This window comes from Aminobacter niigataensis (assembly GCF_014200015.1).
Classification (GTDB): domain Bacteria; phylum Pseudomonadota; class Alphaproteobacteria; order Rhizobiales; family Rhizobiaceae; genus Aminobacter; species Aminobacter niigataensis.
The window spans coordinates 1,473,446-1,491,759 of sequence record NZ_JACHOT010000001.1; the positions used below are offsets into that span (position 1 = coordinate 1,473,446).

Consider the following 18,314-nt stretch of genomic DNA (forward strand, 5'->3'; position numbering starts at 1 on the left):
CACCTCAAGCCGCCTCTTCGATGATCCCGGCGTAGCCGTTCTCTTCGAGCTCGAGCGCCAGCGACTTGTCGCCCGACTTGATGACCTGGCCCTTGTAGAGCACGTGGACGGTATCCGGGACGATATGGTCGAGCAGGCGCTGGTAGTGGGTGATGACGATGATGGCGCGGTCAGGCGAACGCAGTGCGTTGACGCCGTCGGAGACGATCTTGAGCGCGTCGATGTCGAGGCCGGAATCGGTCTCGTCGAGGACGCAGAGCTTCGGCTCGAGCAACTTCATCTGCAGGATCTCGGCGCGCTTCTTTTCGCCGCCGGAAAAGCCGACATTGACCGGACGCTTGAGCATGTTGAAGTCCATCTCAAGCGTGCCCGCTGCTTCCTTCACGCGCTTGATGAAATCAGGAACCTTGAGCGGCTCCTCGCCGCGCGCCTTGCGCTGCGAGTTCATCGCGACCTTGAGGAACTCCATGGTGGCGACGCCGGGTATCTCCATCGGATACTGGAACGCCAGGAACAGGCCCTTGGCGGCGCGCTCGGCAGGATCCATCTCGAGGATCGACTCGCCGTTGTAAAGGATGTCGCCCTCGGTCACCTCGTAGTCGTCGCGACCGGCGAGGATGTAGGACAGCGTCGACTTGCCGGAGCCGTTGGGGCCCATGATGGCGGCGACTTCGCCTGCCTTCACGGTCAGGTTCAAGCCGCGGATGATCTCGGTGCCGCTCTCGGCGATACGGGCATGCAGGTTCTTGATCTCAAGCATTCTCTTCAGCTTTCTTCACATCTGGCGCCGAGGCGGGCGGCGCAATTCCTGTCAATGACGTTGCCGGCGCGGCGCGGGATTTTCAGATCCCGAACACACGGCGCAGCAGCGGCAAAAGGCTTGCGGCAACGATGCCGGTGATGGTTCCCACGACAAGCCGTGCGGCACGCGACTGAAACGACGGCGCCGCCGCCGCAAGTCCGCCGCAGACGACGGCGTAGAAGGCCATCGTGACCGGATCCATCAGCCGACGCTCCCCTCAAGGCTGATGCCGATGAGCTTCTGCGCCTCGACGGCGAATTCCATCGGCAGTTCCTGGATGACTTCCTTGACGAAGCCGTTGACGATCAGCGCGATCGCTTCCTCTTCGGGAATGCCGCGCTGCATGACGTAGAACTTCTGGTCGTCGGAAATCTTCGACGTCGTCGCCTCGTGCTCGAACTGGGCCGTTGCGTTCTTGGCCTCGATGTAGGGCACGGTATGCGCCCCGCACTGGTTGCCGATCAGCAAGCTGTCGCACTGGGTGAAGTTGCGCGCGTTGGTGGCCTTGCGATGGGCCGAGACCTGGCCGCGATAGGTGTTCTGCGAGAAGCCGGCGGCGATGCCCTTGGAGATGATGCGGCTCGACGTGTTCTTGCCGAGATGGATCATCTTGGTGCCGCTGTCGATCTGCTGGTAGCCGTTGGAAACGGCGATCGAGTAGAACTCGCCGCGAGAATCGTCGCCGCGGAGGATGCAGCTCGGATACTTCCAGGTGATCGCCGAACCGGTTTCGACCTGGGTCCACGAGATCTTCGAACGGTCGCCACGGCAGTCGCCGCGCTTGGTGACGAAGTTGTAGATGCCGCCCTTGCCCTGGGCGTCGCCCGGGTACCAGTTCTGAACGGTCGAGTACTTGATCTCGGCATCGTCGAGCGCGACCAGTTCGACCACGGCGGCGTGAAGCTGGTTCTCGTCGCGCTGGGGTGCGGTGCAGCCCTCGAGGTAGGAGACGTAGGCCCCCTCCTCGGCGATGATCAGCGTGCGCTCGAACTGACCGGTGTTCTTCTCGTTGATGCGGAAGTAGGTCGACAATTCCATCGGGCAGCGAACGCCCTTGGGCACGAAGACGAACGACCCGTCGGTGAAGACGGCCGAATTCAGCGTCGCGTAGTAGTTGTCGGTCGTCGGCACCACGGTGCCGAGATACTTCTTCACCAACTCGGGGTGCTCGCGGATGGCTTCCGAGATCGAACAGAAGATGACGCCGGCCTTGGCCAGCTCTTCCTTGAAGGTGGTGACCACCGACACAGAATCGAACACGGCATCGACGGCGACGCGGCCCGACTTGTAGACATTGTCGCCAACCTCTTCGAGGTCCGGATCAACGGTCTTTTCGACGCCGGCAAGGATTTCCTGCTCGCGGAGTGGAATGCCTAGCTTTTCATAGACCTTCAGGATCTCGGGATCGACTTCGTCGAGCGAGGTCGGTCCGGGCGTGCTCTTGGGAGCGGCGTAGTAGTAGATGTCCTGGAAGTCGATCTTGGGGTAGTCGACGCGCGCCCAGTTCGGCTCGTCAAGCGTCAGCCAGCGGCGATAGGCGCCGAGACGCCATTCGAGCATCCATTCCGGTTCGCCCTTCTTGGCCGAGATGAAGCGGACAATGTCTTCGCTCAAGCCCTTGGGGGCCTTGTCCATCTCGATGAACGATTCGAAGCCGTACTTGTATTGGTCCACGTCGATCTTGCGGACCTGCTCGATCGTTTCCTGCACAGCAGGCATAAGCGTTCTCCATCCACGCCGGGGTCAAGGCCCGACAGTTTTCAAACTATGGCACCGCTGGAGCGGCGTAAGTTCCATATAGTGCATTCTCTCCGGGAATTCACCCGGAAGGCCGCCTTGCGGCGACCCTGATACACCCGTTCACTGGCCCTTGGGCCAAATCTGCCGCCTAGGCGGCTTTCGTACGGTCCGTGCGGCGCGCCAGGAGCGCGGCAAGGGCCGTTTCGAATTTCTCCACGTCGGCCTCCGTCGTATCCCGGCCAATCGAGACACGCAGGGCACCGAGGTTGTCGGCATAACCCATCGCCTTCAGCACATGGCTGGGACCGACTTTGCCCGACGAACAGGCGGAACCGGCCGAGAGTGCGACGCCAGCGAGATCGAAGGCGATCTGCGCCGTCTCCGCCTTGACGCCCGGAATAGCGAAGAATGTCGTATTGGCAACCCGTTCGACGGCCTTTCCGAAGATTTCGGCATCGGGGGCAAGCCTGACGACCGTTGCCTCGACGCGATCGCGGAGAGCCCGTACCCGCTCCATCTCGGCGAGGCCCGCCAGGGCGTCGCGCGCAGCGGCACCAAATCCAGCGATCGCCTGCAGGTTCTCGGTGCCACCGCGATGGCCCTTTTCCTGGCCGCCGCCCGATACAAGCGGCGCGGGCATCATCAGGTCGGCAATGGCGACGATGGCGCCGGCGCCCTTGGGGCCGCCGATCTTGTGCGATGATAGAATCAGGTAATCGGCGCAACCCGCTGATATGTCGAGAGGAATGCGCCCGGCAGCCTGGACCGCGTCAAGCACGAGCACGCCGCCCGCCGCCTTGACCAGTTCGGCGATGGATGGGAAGGGCTGAATGACGCCGGTCTCATTGTTTGCGGCGTGAATCGCAACAAGCGGCAGGCCTTCAGACTTGTCGTGGGCGCCGAGTGCGGCCTGCAAGGCAATGAGATCGATGATGCCGTTGCTGTCGACGCCGAGCCGGGTGATCCGCTCGGCGGAGAAGCGCCCGCCGTTCAGCACGCAAGGGTGGTCGGCCTCGGTGATATAAAGCCGAGACATGCGGACCGCTGCGCTGCCCATGCGCCAGTCCGGCGAAAGCAGGGTGGTTGCGGCTTCCGTCGCGCCCGAGGTGAAGATGACGTGCTCGGCCTTTGCACCGACGAGGGCGGCGACATCACGCCTAGCATCCTCGACGATCTTGCGGGCAGCCCTGCCCTCGCTATGCACGGACGACGGATTGGCAGCGACATCCAGCGCGGCAACCACGGCCGCACGCGCTGCGGGCAGCAGCGGCGCACTGGCGTTGTGGTCGAGATAGGCGCGCGGTCCGGCCATTTCCGTTCAATCTGCCCTGTCAAATCACGTTTGGGTGTGGGGACGCGCAATTTCCTTGAAATTCCAAGGCGAGCCGTCCTATCTACCCGCTTTGCCAAACAGGTGGTCTCGCCACCCAGTTTTGAACAGTTCTAAACTAGCTTCTAAGAAGACGCGTCCCTCGCGTCAAGGCTGGCAACAGGATTGTTTCATCGGCTTTGCGTCAAGTGGAGTATTCTATGCCAGAGGTCATTTTCACCGGTCCGGCGGGTCGCCTGGAAGGTCGTTACCAGCCGTCCAAGGAAAAGAACGCGCCGATCGCCATCATCCTGCATCCGCACCCCCAGTTCGGCGGCACGATGAACAACAAGATCGTGTACGACCTCTTCTACATGTTCCAGAAGCGCGACTTTACCACGCTGCGCTTCAATTTCCGCGGCATCGGCCGCAGCCAGGGCGAATTCGACCATGGCACGGGCGAGCTTTCGGATGCGGCCGCAGCACTCGACTGGGTGCAGTCGCTGCATCCCGATTCCAAGAGCTGCTGGGTCGCGGGCTATTCCTTCGGCGCGTGGATCGGCATGCAGCTCTTGATGCGCCGGCCGGAGATCGAAGGTTTCATCTCGGTCGCGCCGCAGCCGAACACCTACGACTTCTCGTTCCTGGCGCCCTGCCCGTCGTCGGGCCTGATCATCCATGGTGACGCCGACAAAGTGGCCCCGCCCAAAGACGTGCAGGGCCTGGTCGACAAGCTGCACACGCAAAAGGGCATCACCATCACGCAGAAGACGCTGACGGGTGCCAACCACTTCTTCGGCAACGATCCGGAGATGGTGATCGACGAATGCGCCGAGTATCTCGACCGGCGTCTCGCCGGCGAGCTTTCGGACCCGCGTCCGAAGCGCCTGCGCTAGGAGGAGTTTCGCGCATGTATCAACCTCCGCTGTTTCGCGAGACACGGCTGGACGTTCTGCATGCGCTGATCCGCAGCCATCCGCTCGGCCTTCTGATCTGCAATGGAGCAGAAGGCCCGGTGGCCAATCCGCTGCCGTTCCTGCTCGACGCCGATGTCGGGCCGAACGGCAGGCTGCAGGTGCACCTGGCGCGCGCCAACCCGCAATGGCGGCTGTTGGCCGAAATGCCCGACGTGCCTGTGCTGGTGGTGTTCCAGGGCGTCGAAAGCTACATCACGCCATCCTGGTACGAGACCAAGCGCGAAACCGGCAAGGTGGTTCCTACCTGGAACTACGCAATGGTCCAGGTGCGCGGTACGGTCCGGGTGATCGAGGACAAGGACTGGCTCGCCGGCCAGGTCGCCAGGCTCACGGCTACGCACGAAGCCGGCCGGTCGGAACCGTGGCAGGTGACCGATGCACCCCAGGCCTACATCGACGCCCAGATCAAGGGCATTGTCGGGCTTGAGATCGACATTGCCAGCATCGACGGCAAATGGAAGGTCAGCCAGAACAGGCCGCTCGGCGACCGCGTCGGCGTTGCGGAAGGGATCGAGGCCGACCAGGGCGCCGTCGACGAGATGGCACAACTGGTCAGGCAATATGGCGGGCTGACGGACAGCTAAGCCCGGCGTCCGTTCGTCAGAGGCGCCAGAAGGCGCCAGTCAGGCCATGGCCGGAACCTGTGCCATCCGCTTCTTTTCATAAGTCTTGTACGCCAACACCAATGAGAAGAAGAACACGGATACGATTGCCGCGCCGAAGGGCAGTTGCGGGACGAATTCCGCCGGAAAGACAAATGGCAGGAACGGGAAGGCGTAGGCTGCAGGGATGCGCGCCTTGAAGAGATGCAGCAAGCCGTAGATCAGCGCCAGATCGATGGCGGCGACCACAAACCAGTTTTGAAGCGCCAGAAACAGCACCGTGCCGATCAATGCAGACAGTGTGAGCACAGCCACCTGCTTGAGCGCCATCTTGCGCATATACATCGGCATCTGCAGGGACTCGTAGACCACAACGGTGATCGGCGGAATGATGGCCATGTGCGGATAGCCGGCCAGAACGGTGATGGCGATCCACACCAGATGTATCGCCAGATAGACCAGCATGTATTGGTATTTCACCGGCGCTTCGCGGGGCACACCGCGATTGAGCTTGAACAGCATGACGCCCAGCATCAATGCGAAGGTGGTGACGAAGATGGCGATCAGGAAGGAGTAGTGCGTGGCGTTGGTGACGACAGGCAGGAACCCGGTCGCAAGTGCCGGCGCCAGATTGGTGCGGATGGCCCGCATGGCAACCAGCATCAGGCACAACACCAGCAGGATCTTCACGACGAAGGACTGATCCAGCAGGTTGACTGCAAATCCGATAGTTGCAGTGACGGACGGCACGATGAAGATCTTTTCGGGCTGCCTCAGCCACCCCTTCTCGCGCCAGGCCCAGAGCGCCACCGCCATTGCGGCGATTTCCGGCAGCACGATTTCGGAATCGCCGAAAAAGACAGCAGCAAGCACCATCAGCAGTATGAAACCGAACGCGGCGGCATAGGCGGCCAGCGGCTTGTTATCGTCAGTCATGGGCATGCTTCAGTCACTTCCAGCGCGTTGGTGATCTGCTCGCCTTCGCAAGCCAGATTGGCGCTATACGACCAGCACGCCCTGGAAGGTCAAAGGCGCGTTTTGTCGCTGCCCGCATAAATGTTTTCACCCGCATCCAAGAAAGGCTCCGGCCAAGCCGAAACCTTTCCCCTTGCCTCGATCGCGGACGGCCGGCGGCCGCCCTTCATTTCGATAGGCGCCTTACTTGGCCTTCAGGAACTCGCCGACCTCGAGCAGCACGAACTCGTTGTCGTCCGCCTTGTCGAGGGCGCGGCCGGCCGAGAACGGCAGGTTGTTGTCGTCGCCGACGACGATGTGGGTGTCATCGACCAGATCGACGTTCTCGATGGTGTTGAAAGGCATGTCGTAGAAACCCTCGCCGCCGCCCTGACGCTTCTTGTTGTCGGGATCGGCGATGTTCATCAGGTCGATATAGCCGATCTTGCGCACTGCGCCGCCGACATTGGCGTCCGACATCTCGATCTTGTAGATGCGCTTGAACAAAGCCGGATTGGCGAAGCAGTCCGGTTGCGGGTTCTTGGCGTCAGTGCAAGCCTTGGCGGCTGTGCCGGCACCCTGGTCGCGCTCGATGACGAGAGCGGTGGTGGCGTCGATCATGTTGAAGTCGCCAATGGCATCGCCGCCGGCGGAGAGCGGGTAGAGCCAGCTGCGGCCGGTCCATTCCTTCTTGGCAACGTCGAATTCGATGACGCGAAGCGCGCGGTTGCCTTCCGCCTGCTCCATGGTGCCGTCGTCCTTGAACAGCGCACCTTCCAGCAGGCCGTAGAGCTTGGAGCCGTCCTTCGACTGGGCAAGGCCCTCATAGCCGCCCGAGCGCTTGAGATTGAAGGCCGGCATCGGCAGCGTCGGGTTGGCCTGGACGGTCAGCGTCGGATGATCGGGCGACTTGACCGGCTTGCCATCGACCACGGTGCCGACGACGTCGGTCAGCTTGCCGTCGAGATCGAACTTGAGCAGGTAGGGGCCGAACTCCTCGCCGACCCAGAAGCCGTCGGCAACGGGCTGGATCGACTCGACGTCGAAGTCGCCACCGGTGAGGAAGCGCGTGTCGGAGCCTTCGAGCACGATCGGGAACGGCGCCTTGCGGTCGGGGTCGGTGAGGAACAGCGTCTTGATGCGGTTCATGGTGCCCTTGTCCCAGTCGAACGAGATGTGGTGCAGCATAAGCGCCGCGTCGGTCGAGTTGAGCTTGTTGCCGAAGCCATTATCCGACAGCGACCAGAACGTGCCGTCGCCGACCGCCTTGATGCCCGAGAAGCCCTGGACGGGCTGGCCGTCGAAGGGCAGCGATAGCCCGGTCAGGCGGACGCCATCCTTGCCGGGAACGGTGCCCAGGCCTTCGGCGCGCTGGCGGTCGGGGGTCGTGAACTTGCCCGAGGTGCGCAGGTGCTCGGGTGCATTTTCGGGCGCGGCGATGATGGTGTTGGCTGGCAGGATCGCGTGACCGGCGAGCGTCGCCTTGAATTCCGTCTCATCCGCGAAGGCGGAAGCGGTGGAGAGCGCGAGAACGGCCGCAGCAAGATAGAGAGAGCGTCGCATGGTGGACCCCGATTGGTTGAAGGAACGCCCTCCAGCTAGGTCCGTGCCATGTCGGGCGGGTGACGCCCCGATGAAACTTTGATGAAGTCTCCCGATCAGGGCTCGGCGCGCTGGCCGCCGGTCACAGGCTCGCGACATCCGGTCGTCGTCGGGAAGGTCAGCGGCTGGCCGAGCGCCGACCTGACCGCAAGATAGGCCCAGGCCTCGGCCTCGGTGGCGTCGCCATTGAGACCGGCGTCCTCGGCGACGATGACCTCTGCGCCCGCCTTTTCCGCGCCTGCCCTGAGGTCGCCGACGATGTGCGGGTTCTTGCGGCCGCCGCCACAGACGATCCAAAGTTTTGGCGGCGCGGGCAAATGCGCGACGGATTTCAGGATCGCCTCGGCCGAGACATGAGCCAGCGTGCGGGCGCCGTCGGACAGTTCGAGGCCTTCGGCGAGAGCAAGCGTGAAGTCGTTGCGGTCGAGGGATTTGGGCCCGGATTTTCCAAAGAACGGGTTGTCGAGATAGCGCGTGGCCACCTCGGTCACCACGCCGCCCTCGCTGGCGATGGTGCCGCCAGCATCGTAGGGAACGCCGCCCTCGCGGCTGACCCACTGGTCGATCAGCGTGTTTCCCGGGCCGGTGTCGAAGGCGACCGGGGCGCCTGCGTCCGGCACGTAGGTGATGTTGGAGATGCCGCCGACATTGACGAACACCGCGGGCTTCATTGCGGCATAGGGTTCGGACAGCGAGCGGGCGAGTGCGGCGTGGTAGGCCGGCACCAGCGGGGCGCCCTGCCCGCCATGCGCCATGTCATTGGCACGCATGTCGTAGATCACGGGAATGCCGGTTTCGTGGGCGAGCAGCGCGCCCGCGCCAAGCTGGACCGTCACGCCGAGATGTGGCCGGTGCAGCACCGTCTGGCCGTGGAAGCCGATCAGATCGGGCTTTTGCCACTCGGCCGGCAGGGAAAGCAGGAAGTCTGAGACCGCTCGTGCGTGGCGCATCGTGATCTCGCGCTCCATCTCGGCAAGGTCGCCGGGGCGGTCCTCGCGGCGGACGATCGCCTTTGCTGTTTCGAGCGAGGCCTCGATGCGGCGGCGAAACGCGGCATCATAGGCCACCGCCATCGACGGGCCGAATTCGATGACATTGGCGCCGTCGCTGCGCAGGATGGCGAGGTCGATGCCATCCATCGAGGTGCCGCTCATTAGTCCGATGGCTGTCAGAAACGCCATGAAGTCCGCCGTCCTTGTGATTCCAAGGCTTCAGATGCTAAAGCCCCAGCTTCGCCGATCCAATGCCGGATCGTCCGATCCAATCGTCCGCCAAGAGAAAGAACCATGTCCGGCTTCAAATCCGATTTCCTGCGCACCCTTTCCGAGCGCGGCTTCATCCACCAGACCTCCGATGACGCCGGCCTCGACGACCTCTTTTGCAAGGAAACCGTGTCTGCCTATATCGGCTTCGATCCGACCGCATCGAGCCTGCATGCCGGCGGCCTGATCCAGATCATGATGCTGTACTGGATGCAGAAAACCGGCCATCGCCCCGTCCCTCTGATGGGCGGCGGCACCGGCATGGTCGGCGACCCGTCCTTCAAGGACGAGGCACGCAAGCTGATGACGCCAGAAATGATCCAGTCGAACATCGACGGCATCAAGCAGGTGTTTTCCAACTACCTGACCTTCGGCGACGGCCCGCGCGATGCGATGATGGTCAACAATGCCGAGTGGCTGTTACCGCTCAACTACCTCGAATTCCTGCGCGACGTCGGCCAGCATTTCTCGGTCAACCGGATGCTGAGCTTCGATTCCGTCAAGCAGCGCCTCGACCGCGAGCAGTCGCTGTCGTTCCTCGAATTCAACTACATGATCCTGCAGGCCTACGACTTCGTCGAGCTCAACAAGCGCTACGGCCTGCGCCTGCAGATGGGCGGCTCCGACCAGTGGGGCAACATCGTCAACGGCATCGACCTCGGTCACCGCCTGGGCACGCCGCAGCTGTACGCGCTGACCTCGCCGCTGCTGACCACCTCGTCGGGCGCCAAGATGGGCAAGTCGATGAACGGTGCGGTGTGGCTCAACGCCGACATGCTGAGCCCATATGACTTCTGGCAGTACTGGCGCAACACCGAGGACGCCGATGTCGAGCGCTTCCTGAAGCTCTACACGGCGATGCCGCTCGACGAGATCGCACGGCTCGCTGCCCTCGGCGGTTCCGAGATCAACGACGCCAAGAAGGTGCTGGCGACCGAAGTGACGGCGATGCTGCATGGCCGCGCCGCCGCCGAGCAATCGGCTGAAACGGCGCGGAAAACCTTCGAGGAAGGCGCACTGGCCGAGACGCTGCCGTCGGTGGACGTTGCCGGTGACGAACTGAAGGCCGGCATCGGCCTGCTTGCGCTCGTCGTGCGCGCCGGGCTTGCCACCTCGAACGGCGAAGCGCGCCGACACGTCCAGGGCGGTGCCGTCAGGATCAACGACCAGGCGATCAATGACGAACGCCGCGCCGTTACCACGGCGGACCTGACGCCGGAAGGCGTGGTCAAGCTGTCACTCGGCAAGAAGAAGCATATCCTGGTGCGCCCGGCCTGATCGGGCCGCCCCGCTAGGATACAAAATGGCCGGCATTGCCGGCCATTTTCGTTTGTGGGATTGAAATGCCCGCGGCTCAGTACTCGAAAATGGCGCGGAAGATGCCGGGCGCGATCACCGACAATGGATTGACGTGCAGCTTGGGCGCATTGGCGTCGCCCGACAATTTGTAGGTCACGCCGATCAAGCCGCGGTCGCGGCCATTGCCCAGGATGACGCCGACCAGCGGCAGCTCGCCGAACAGGCGATTGAGGCCGTAGGCCGGCATGAAAGTGCCGGTCATGTTCATTTGCCCCTGCTGGTCATAGAGCACGCCCTGGAAGGTGGTGCCGATCAGCGGCCCGCGCAGCACGCCATTCTCCAGCGCCAGATATTTCTCCCGCTTGTCGATCTGGGCGAAGCCGCGCTCGAACTTGACGCGCGAGGTATCGATGTCCTTGCGCACCGCCTGGTTGAGGCTGCGATTGTCGCCGACAGGCTTGCTGGAAACGATGGAGGCGAGACGCGGTTCGTCAACGACCCAGAACTCGCGCACGTCAACCTGGCCCTTGAGCGGGCCATCGCCGGCCGATTCAAGCGCCAGTGCCAGGCTGCCGCCTTGCATGCGCGGATAGACATCGAGGAAGCGCAGGATGGCACCGGCATCGGCCGAGCGGACATCGAGCCGCCTGCCCTCGCCCTGCAGGACGTTGCTGACGGTTATCAGTCCGCCCGAGTTCGCCGTCGCATTGACCTTGAGCCCACCGACCTTCGACCCTGAACCGGAATATTCGAGCGTGACATTGGAAAGCTTCTCGCCGCTGAAACCGACAAGCGTCCCGACGTTGGCGGTGACCGACACGGCACCCGTCCCCGCTGATTTGGTAGCAGTGTCGACGTCGGACATGAACTGCTTGATCAGCGCCCGGGCGTCGAGCGAATTGCCCTTAACCTGAACCGCAAAACCCTTGCCGGATCGCTTGATGTTGACGTCGACGTCGTCGCCGCGGTTGAGCTGCACCTGGCCGAAGCGCGCGCTGGTCAGGCTGCCTTTGGCGAGCGAGACATCGCCGCTGATGTTGAAGGTCTTTCCCGTCAAACGGAAGTCGGACAGCGTCGAGCGCTCGCCGTCGACATCCATCGTGAACGAGACCTTGGCTGGAATGCCCGGCCCCTTGCTCCAGCCGACCCAGGGGAGATCGAGCCGCGCAGCGGTGAGGTCGGCATCGATGTTACGCCTGCCCTGTTCCAGTTGTTCGACGTCTACCTTGATGGTGCCCGAAAGCATGTCCGACAGGCCGGGAACGAGGGCATTGCGTGCCTTGTCGTCGAGCACGAACTGGACGTTGCGCTCCTTGGCGATATCCTTGTCGCGCAGGGGCTCGACGAGGTTCAGTTCGGCAGGAACGCCATTGAGCTTGCCGTTGGCGGCGATGACCGCCTTGTCGGGAGTGACAGTGATCGTGCCTTTCGCGTCCGACAGTTTTTGCCCGTCGAGCGGCTTGGCGACAGACAGGCCGTCATAATTCAACGCCACGGTCCAATCGAGGGTGTCCGTATCGATGCCGCGGGTCAGCGGTATGTCGGCCTTGACGTTGCCGATGACGTCGCCCGTCAATTCCTCCGGCAGGATGCCGACATGACGCATGGCGTTGATCGGCTCGTAGGAGGCAAGTTCGGCAACGGCGTCCGCGCTGCCGGTGACATCGATGTCGAGCGCGCCGATCACCGGCATGACGTTGGCCTTGGCGACCTTCAATTTGCCGTTGCTCGCCGCCACGGTGCGGCCGCTGGGCATGAAGACCGTGCCGGACGACAGCGCGACATCAACGTCGTTGCCATGAAACTCAACGATGCCCCTGGCGTCGCGGATGGGCGGAATGAGGCCAGCGGTATCGAAACGCGCACCGTCGATCTCGAAGCGGCCGAATACTTCCTGCGCGGTGAGCGGCACGCCGTTGCCGAGGCGGTCGGGCTTGACGTCGAACTGCACGTTGCCGTCGACCACACGTCCGCCGAACAGGTTCTGGAGCACCCAAAGCCGAGCGTTACGTGCCGAGAACCACGGCCAAAGCTGCTTCACATGCGCAACCGACATGTCGTGGACATTGAATGCCAGGAAGATCCCCGGCGCCTTGCCCTCGACGAACTGGACCGAAGCCTTGCCGAGCGCTTCACCGCCAGGGCCGGACTTGACGCCGATCTGCTCGGCAGCCAGCGTCCTGGTCACGATGTCATAGGTGCCGGCAACGCGGGCTAGAAAAGTCAAAGCCGGTTCCGGGGATTCCCCGGGCGCCAGGCGCGATTCGCGGCTCATCAGCTCAAAGCGATAGGCAGGGTTGTCGCCGGCGACGCCCGTGGCCGGCCGCGGGCCCAAGCCGCCGCTGAAATCGAACGTCGAACGGCCGGTGGTGACGAGCAATCGGCGGATATCGAGCTTCTCCAGACCGTCGGCCAGGCGCAGGTCGATGGCAATGTCGCCGACAAGCTGGCCGCGCTGTTCGAGATCGAGCGTCGACTGACCGATCGAGCCTTTGGCGATCAGTTCGGAACCTTCGCCGTTTGTTCCCTCGCGGCCGGTGATGACGAGGTCGGCAGAACCGATCCGGCTGGCCTTGGCGGCAGGTATGTCGGTCTTTCCCGCATAGGGATCGCTCATCGATACGGTGGCATCCAGCACAGCGATGCGATCGGTGCCGGCGGCGCGGGCGGCCGAGGCCGAAAGCGCGACACCGCGACCGTCGACGTCGAAATTGGCACCGATTCTCAGTTCGCCGGTTCGCGTCTTGGCCAGCGAGGCATCGACGACGCGAACGACATTGACCTCGCCACCCGACGGTAGCACGAAATCGACATTGGCCAGCACGATCTCGCGCATCGCGTCGTATTGAACCGCCTCGAAGCCGCGGTGAACGCCCCGGAACGTCTCGTTCAGCAGTTTCTGTGGATCGATCAGCCCGTCCGGATTGCGCAGCACCGCGCTCCAGTCGGTACCGCCGCCCTCCGGCATGGCGTCGACGACGATACGGGCCTCGGAAATCTTGGCGCCACCGAGGCGCACGTCGCCCGACAGCAACGGCAAGAGCCGGATGCCAAATCGCATCATACCGGCTTCAGCCATGGCCTTGCCGTCGGCTCGCTTCAGCCGAACATCGGGAACCTCGACGGCAATCAGCCTGAGCCCGTCGAGCGCCAGCCGTACCTGGCCCATCGAAACGTCGACATCGACACCGGCCAGGCCTTCGATCGCCCGTTCCGCCTCGGCCCGCATCCGGTCCTGGCCGACGCCGGAATAGCTGAGGGCTTCAATCGCAATGATGACGAGCAGGACCAGCGAACCAAGCACGGCGACGGCGGCAAGCACGCAATGGCCGGCGCGACGCCGCAACGAAGGGCGCTCGCGGACCAGCTCCTGGCCGGCAGCCGAAGGCATTGCGCCGAGATCGGTGATCTCGTCGCGCCTGAACCGGATTTTCTCGTGCCGGGGCACTTCCTGAACCACGCGATGTCCCGTAGTCGTTTCGGTCGTGGACGAATCCAAGTCCAGCATTATTAACCTGACATCCTTGCGAGCTCACTCGTAACTTCAAACAAGGGTATCGATATGTCTGATCTCGAGACCGGCCAAACCGCCCCGCAATTTGCTCTGCCGCGCGACGGTGGCGGTATTCTGACGCTTTCCGACTTCGCCGGCAAACCGGTTGTCCTCTATTTCTATCCCAAGGACGATACGAGCGGCTGCACGGCGCAGGCGATCGATTTCACCCAGCTCAAGCCGCAGTTCGAGAAGGCTGGAGCGGTGGTCATCGGCATGTCGCCCGACAGCGCCAAGAAACACGACAAATTCAAGGCCAAGTATGAAATTGGCATCGACCTTGTCGCCGACGAGGAGCGAAAGGCGCTCGAAGCCTATGGCGTGTGGACCGAAAAGAGCATGTATGGCCGCAAATATATGGGTGTCGAGCGTTCGACCTTCCTGATCGGCGCCGACGGCAAGATCGCGCGCATCTGGCGCAAGGTGAAGGTGCCGGGCCATGCCGCAGAGGTTCTCGAGGCTGTGAAGGCGCTGTAGCGAAAATCGCCGGCTGCGGAACCGATCCCTTCTCCCTGCGTTGCAGACAGGACGTAATCGACGGGAGAAACAAGATGTTCCGCAGCATCATTCTTTGGATGATCGGTATTCCGATCCCAATCATCATCCTGCTTTGGCTCTTCCTGCGCTGAAGTAAGTAATTCTCAGGCGCCAATGTTTTGCAAGCCTTTAGAAGGCCAGCATCACGGCATCTGAACCTACCTACTGTATTTTCAAATCTGACAATAAGCCCGCCCTGCTCATGCAGGCGGGCTTTCGTTTTCTTGAGCCGAAAACCCGGCCGGCCCGGCATCAGGCGCGCAAAGCTTTGTTAACCCTAATAATGTGTAATCGGATGGTCGCTGTCTCGTTATGAGAGTTCGGTCCGGTGAAACCAGAAAATCAGGCGGCCGTTTTCGGCAGGCGCAAAGAACCCCACACGGTCATCATCGCGCGCGGCAACGAGATCCGGCATTTTACCGTGCGCCCATGGGTCGCTGCCGCCGCAGGCTCGGCTTTGGCCGCTGTCGCGATCGGCTACCTCCTTGCGACCTCCTATCTTGTGCTGCGCGACGACCTCATCGGCGCCGCCACGGCCCGCCAGGCGCGCATGCAGCACGCCTATGAAGACAGGATCTCGGCGCTCCGCGCCCAGGTCGACCGCATCACCAGCCGGCAGTTGCTCGACCAGCAACTGATGGAGACGAAGGTCAGCGAGTTGCTGGCGCGGCAGTCGCAGCTCAGCGAACGAAACGGGCGCCTGGGGCCAGTCCTGGAACGGGCCACGGCAGTGGCGGAGCCAGCAGCGCCGGCCAAGACACCGGACAAACGCGCCAGCCTGACCGGCAAGACGATCGAAGCAGCCGGCGCGGTGACCCTTGCCGCCAGCAGCGACGCGATGCGTCCCTTCTCCTTCTGGTCGACCAGATCGATCACACCCGACAGCGAAAGCCGCGCCGACCGCGCAGACAAGCTGTTTGTCGCCATCAACAAGTCGCTACGCAGCATCGAGGACGAGCAAGTCGCGCGCATCGGTACGCTGGCAGAAAATGCCTATCAGACGGCCGACGCCATTTCCGAAGCGCTGGAGGGAGCCGGGCTGCCGGTCGATGCCGGTCTTGGACAGTCGGGCGTTGGCGGCCCGCTCGTCGCGCTCGACAATCCGATGGCATTCGACAGCAAGGTCAAGGAACTCGACGAAGCGCTCGATACGCTCGACCGAATCAAGACGCAGGCGCGCAAACTGCCACTCGCCAACCCTGCCCCCGGCCATTCGATCTCGAGCAGATTCGGCGTCCGCAAGGATCCACTGATCGGCATGCCGGCGCTGCATTCGGGCATGGACTTCCGCGCACCCTTCGGCTCTCCGGCGCGTGCAACGGCCGCCGGCGTCGTTACCAAGGCCGGCTGGAACGGCGGCTATGGCCGCATGGTCGAGATCGACCATGGCGGCGGCTTCGTTACGCGCTATGCACATCTGAGTAAGGTGCTGGTGGCACCCGACCAGAAGGTCGTGGCGGGCGACGAGGTCGGAGAGGTCGGCAGCAGCGGCCGCTCGACCGGGCCGCACCTGCACTACGAAGTACGCCGCGGCGGCGATGCCATCGATCCGCTACGCTTCATCAAGGCGGGCAAGAAGCTCGGCCAGTATCTCTGACGCGAGCGCGCGAATCAGAAGCGATTCTCGAAGCAGGCTAACCGTAGGGACAGCAAAGCTGCATCGTGCACGGCCCAGATTGGCGGCGCCCTCCCCCGACCAGATCGATGGTTTTTGGCAGCAGTGATTCGCAGTTGAAGCGCGAAAAGGCAGCAGCACATAGGCTTGCGTGCAACATCGACCCAGCACCACCGCAAAAAGGTCGGCCAGGAACACAACGAATACAGAAATTTGAAACGTGGCTGGGAGAAAGACTTGAAACTGGAGCAGTCTACAAGAGCTAAGCCCTTGAAAAACTGGCGCGAGTGACGGGGCTCGAACCCGCGACCTCCGGCGTGACAGGCCGGCACTCTAACCGACTGAGCTACACCCGCGCTCTGGACGTTGGCGCTGGGCGCCGCGTCGTTGGCGGTGAATTACGGCGTTCGTTGTTAGGTGTCAAGCGACATCGGAGAGATAATCGACAATCTTCGCCGTCTATTTTTCAAGGCACCGGAAACCCGGCTTCGGCGCACACTTGCCTGCCGTTGCGGCATGCATTTCAACTTGCAGATCAACAATGAACCGCTTATTGCTCCGCGCGGTTGGGGCGATTAGCTCAGTTGGTAGAGCGCTTCGTTTACACCGAAGATGTCGGCGGTTCGAGCCCGTCATCGCCCACCACTCCTCCTCTGAAATTGTCAGGCGTTTCGGCTCGTTCGGTCCGAATTGCGAAGTTCGCCAAGGTCCAGACCTGGATGGACGGCCGGATCATCGGCAAAAACCACACATGGCACGATCGGGGGCGGATCGGCTCGCATTCTATGCGGTCACGTCAAGGAAGCATGAATTCAATTTGCAGCCGCTGCTGCAGCAGCGCTGCATCTGGCGCCCACCGCCATACGTCCGCGGGAGATGCGACAGCAGGCCGACAAGAATCGGCCTGCTGGTTGCGCCCTAGCCAGCGCTGCCGTCGCCCGACGGCATTTTCGCGATATACGGGCCGATCCTAGTTCACCAGCCTGCCGCGATAGACGGTGCCTTCGGCCTGGCCGTCCGCGCCGCGCGCGACGGCAACACGATCGAGCTGCGGGAAGTGATCCTCCATCTGCTCCCAGATCCAGCGCGCTATGTTCTCGATCGACGGAACGGAAAGGCCCTCGATGTCGTTGAGATACGTGTGATCGAGAGTTTTGCGAACGATTTCGATTCGCTTCTCTACCTCGTAGAGGTTGGCCGGCCAGCCGAAAACGGGATCGGGAGCGCCAACCAAATGGACGCTGACCCGAAACGAATGACCGTGGAGCCCGGAAAATGGCGGCAATTGATGCGCTGCCTCGAAAGTAAACTCCTTGAACGTCTCAACCATTTGCAGTCGTATCCATCTGAATTCTATTTAAAGCTCGTGCGCAATCTGCCATCGGACGTCCAACGGGTCAAACCGGATAAAGCGCATGCGTCGACTTCCGGGCCGTGGCACATTAGGAAATTCGCATTCTATTAATACGTTGTTCAGCGAGCTCAGGCACCATCTGAAACAGCGCGACAGCACCAGGAGAGCACGCCAATGTACCACGTTCCGTCTTCAATCTTTCGCGCCCTGGCGGTGGCGTCGTCGATAGTGCTGATTGCGCTCTCCGCCGCCAATGCCGAAGAGGGAAAACTCGGGACTCCCAAGGGTACTCCGATCCTGACAATCGAAGGCAAAATTGGTGTCACCAATGCCGACGGTAAGGCGCAGTTCGATCGCGACATGCTCGAGGAGCTTGGCGTCACGTCATTCGAGACGATGACGCCGTGGTTTACCGGCAAGGTAAAATTCGAAGGCGTCCCGCTAGATAAGATCATGAAGCTCGTTGGCGCCGACGGCGACGAGGTCGTCGCGGTAGCGCTCAACGACTACAGCACGACGCTCCCGCTCAAGGATTTCGCAGAACATGGCGTGCTCCTGGCTCTCAAGCGTGACGGTCAGTACATGCCAGTCAGCGACAAAGGCCCGCTCTTCATCGTCTATCCCTACGACAGCGATCCCGCGCTACAGAGCCAACAGTTCTATTCGCGCTCGGTATGGCAGCTTGCCCGTCTGATCGTGCGGTAGGGA

The 18,314-nt window shown here is 62.4% G+C and carries 15 protein-coding genes and 2 tRNA genes; 7 read left to right on the forward strand and 10 right to left on the reverse strand.

The window, feature by feature from the left end; translation table 11 throughout:
- Positions 1 to 4 precede the first annotated feature (4 nt).
- From sufC to GGQ99_RS07535, 4 genes are all read right to left on the reverse strand, one after another.
- A complete protein-coding gene (sufC, locus tag GGQ99_RS07520; RefSeq protein WP_108608421.1) occupies positions 5 to 760 on the reverse strand; it encodes a Fe-S cluster assembly ATPase SufC in 756 nt (251 codons plus the stop codon).
- Positions 761 to 842: 82 nt separating this feature from the next.
- Entirely contained in the window at positions 843 to 1,004 is a 162-nt protein-coding gene (locus GGQ99_RS07525) for a hypothetical protein (protein ID WP_159091663.1), read from the reverse strand.
- A complete protein-coding gene (sufB, locus tag GGQ99_RS07530; RefSeq protein ID WP_108608422.1) occupies positions 1,004 to 2,521 on the reverse strand; it encodes a Fe-S cluster assembly protein SufB in 1,518 nt (505 codons plus the stop codon). Before sufB ends, GGQ99_RS07525 begins: the two co-directional genes overlap by 1 nt.
- 169 nt (positions 2,522 to 2,690) lie before the next feature.
- On the reverse strand, positions 2,691 to 3,854 hold the full coding sequence (locus GGQ99_RS07535) for a cysteine desulfurase family protein (RefSeq protein ID WP_183261739.1): 1,164 nt from the start codon (positions 3,852 to 3,854) through the stop codon (positions 2,691 to 2,693).
- Between the two features lie 218 nt (positions 3,855 to 4,072).
- Here GGQ99_RS07535 and GGQ99_RS07540 point away from each other — a divergent pair, with 218 nt between their 5' ends.
- Positions 4,073 to 4,747: an alpha/beta hydrolase gene (locus GGQ99_RS07540; protein ID WP_108608424.1), complete on the forward strand. Its 675-nt coding sequence runs from the start codon at positions 4,073 to 4,075 to the stop codon at positions 4,745 to 4,747.
- 14 nt (positions 4,748 to 4,761) lie between these two features.
- The gene (locus GGQ99_RS07545) at positions 4,762 to 5,412 is read left to right on the forward strand and encodes an FMN-binding negative transcriptional regulator (RefSeq protein ID WP_183261741.1); all 651 of its coding nucleotides are present in this window, start codon (positions 4,762 to 4,764) and stop codon (positions 5,410 to 5,412) included.
- A gap of 39 nt (positions 5,413 to 5,451) precedes the next feature.
- On the opposite strand, the gene GGQ99_RS07550 is transcribed toward GGQ99_RS07545, so the two are convergent.
- The 3 genes from GGQ99_RS07550 to GGQ99_RS07560 all read right to left on the reverse strand — a co-directional run bounded on the left by GGQ99_RS07550 (position 5,452) and on the right by GGQ99_RS07560 (position 9,167).
- On the reverse strand, positions 5,452 to 6,366 hold the full coding sequence (locus GGQ99_RS07550) for an HPP family protein (protein WP_210307746.1): 915 nt from the start codon (positions 6,364 to 6,366) through the stop codon (positions 5,452 to 5,454).
- A gap of 222 nt (positions 6,367 to 6,588) precedes the next feature.
- Entirely contained in the window at positions 6,589 to 7,947 is a 1,359-nt protein-coding gene (locus GGQ99_RS07555; RefSeq protein ID WP_183261745.1) for an esterase-like activity of phytase family protein, read from the reverse strand.
- A gap of 95 nt (positions 7,948 to 8,042) precedes the next feature.
- Positions 8,043 to 9,167, reverse strand: coding sequence for an anhydro-N-acetylmuramic acid kinase (locus GGQ99_RS07560; protein ID WP_183261747.1), 1,125 nt, complete (start codon positions 9,165 to 9,167; stop codon positions 8,043 to 8,045).
- 105 nt (positions 9,168 to 9,272) lie between these two features.
- Between GGQ99_RS07560 and tyrS the strand changes: the two genes are divergently transcribed.
- The gene (tyrS, locus tag GGQ99_RS07565) at positions 9,273 to 10,526 is read left to right on the forward strand and encodes a tyrosine--tRNA ligase (protein WP_183261749.1); all 1,254 of its coding nucleotides are present in this window, start codon (positions 9,273 to 9,275) and stop codon (positions 10,524 to 10,526) included.
- Positions 10,527 to 10,602: 76 nt separating this feature from the next.
- On the opposite strand, the gene GGQ99_RS07570 is transcribed toward tyrS, so the two are convergent.
- Positions 10,603 to 14,007 carry a YhdP family protein gene (locus tag GGQ99_RS07570; RefSeq protein ID WP_183262386.1) on the reverse strand — a complete coding sequence of 1,135 codons (3,405 nt, stop codon included), beginning with the start codon at positions 14,005 to 14,007 and terminating at the stop codon, positions 10,603 to 10,605.
- 102 nt (positions 14,008 to 14,109) lie between these two features.
- On the opposite strand from GGQ99_RS07570, the gene bcp reads away from it, so the two are divergent.
- Both bcp and GGQ99_RS26295 read left to right on the forward strand, forming a co-directional pair.
- Positions 14,110 to 14,577 carry a thioredoxin-dependent thiol peroxidase gene (bcp, locus tag GGQ99_RS07575; protein WP_108608431.1) on the forward strand — a complete coding sequence of 156 codons (468 nt, stop codon included), beginning with the start codon at positions 14,110 to 14,112 and terminating at the stop codon, positions 14,575 to 14,577.
- A gap of 388 nt (positions 14,578 to 14,965) precedes the next feature.
- Positions 14,966 to 16,234, forward strand: coding sequence for a peptidoglycan DD-metalloendopeptidase family protein (locus GGQ99_RS26295; RefSeq protein ID WP_183261751.1), 1,269 nt, complete (start codon positions 14,966 to 14,968; stop codon positions 16,232 to 16,234).
- A gap of 297 nt (positions 16,235 to 16,531) precedes the next feature.
- On the opposite strand, the gene GGQ99_RS07585 is transcribed toward GGQ99_RS26295, so the two are convergent.
- Positions 16,532 to 16,608 (reverse strand) — tRNA-Asp (locus GGQ99_RS07585).
- A 213-nt stretch (positions 16,609 to 16,821) separates the two neighbouring features.
- On the opposite strand from GGQ99_RS07585, the gene GGQ99_RS07590 reads away from it, so the two are divergent.
- Positions 16,822 to 16,897: transfer RNA gene (locus tag GGQ99_RS07590), tRNA-Val, on the forward strand.
- A gap of 325 nt (positions 16,898 to 17,222) precedes the next feature.
- Here GGQ99_RS07590 and GGQ99_RS07595 read toward each other — a convergent pair.
- Positions 17,223 to 17,582 (reverse strand): 6-pyruvoyl trahydropterin synthase family protein, encoded by a 360-nt coding sequence (locus GGQ99_RS07595; RefSeq protein WP_108608433.1) that lies wholly within the window; start codon positions 17,580 to 17,582, stop codon positions 17,223 to 17,225.
- 198 nt (positions 17,583 to 17,780) lie between these two features.
- Between GGQ99_RS07595 and GGQ99_RS07600 the strand changes: the two genes are divergently transcribed.
- On the forward strand, positions 17,781 to 18,311 hold the full coding sequence (locus tag GGQ99_RS07600; RefSeq protein WP_108608434.1) for a putative pterin-binding protein: 531 nt from the start codon (positions 17,781 to 17,783) through the stop codon (positions 18,309 to 18,311).
- Positions 18,312 to 18,314: the final 3 nt, after the last annotated feature.

Bases quoted from the DNA above. Each gene is read 5' to 3' on its own strand.
- sufC (WP_108608421.1), bottom strand. From the start codon at position 760: ATGCTTGAGATCAAGAACCTGCATGCCCGTATCGCCGAGAGCGGCACC.
- GGQ99_RS07525 (WP_159091663.1), bottom strand. From the start codon at position 1,004: ATGGATCCGGTCACGATGGCCTTCTACGCCGTCGTCTGCGGCGGACTT.
- sufB (WP_108608422.1), bottom strand. From the start codon at position 2,521: ATGCCTGCTGTGCAGGAAACGATCGAGCAGGTCCGCAAGATCGACGTG.
- GGQ99_RS07535 (WP_183261739.1), bottom strand. From the start codon at position 3,854: ATGGCCGGACCGCGCGCCTATCTCGACCACAACGCCAGTGCGCCGCTG.
- GGQ99_RS07540 (WP_108608424.1), top strand. From the start codon at position 4,073: ATGCCAGAGGTCATTTTCACCGGTCCGGCGGGTCGCCTGGAAGGTCGT.
- GGQ99_RS07545 (WP_183261741.1), top strand. From the start codon at position 4,762: ATGTATCAACCTCCGCTGTTTCGCGAGACACGGCTGGACGTTCTGCAT.
- GGQ99_RS07550 (WP_210307746.1), bottom strand. From the start codon at position 6,366: ATGACTGACGATAACAAGCCGCTGGCCGCCTATGCCGCCGCGTTCGGT.
- GGQ99_RS07555 (WP_183261745.1), bottom strand. From the start codon at position 7,947: ATGCGACGCTCTCTCTATCTTGCTGCGGCCGTTCTCGCGCTCTCCACC.
- GGQ99_RS07560 (WP_183261747.1), bottom strand. From the start codon at position 9,167: ATGGCGTTTCTGACAGCCATCGGACTAATGAGCGGCACCTCGATGGAT.
- tyrS (WP_183261749.1), top strand. From the start codon at position 9,273: ATGTCCGGCTTCAAATCCGATTTCCTGCGCACCCTTTCCGAGCGCGGC.
- bcp (WP_108608431.1), top strand. From the start codon at position 14,110: ATGTCTGATCTCGAGACCGGCCAAACCGCCCCGCAATTTGCTCTGCCG.
- GGQ99_RS07595 (WP_108608433.1), bottom strand. From the start codon at position 17,582: ATGGTTGAGACGTTCAAGGAGTTTACTTTCGAGGCAGCGCATCAATTG.
- GGQ99_RS07600 (WP_108608434.1), top strand. From the start codon at position 17,781: ATGTACCACGTTCCGTCTTCAATCTTTCGCGCCCTGGCGGTGGCGTCG.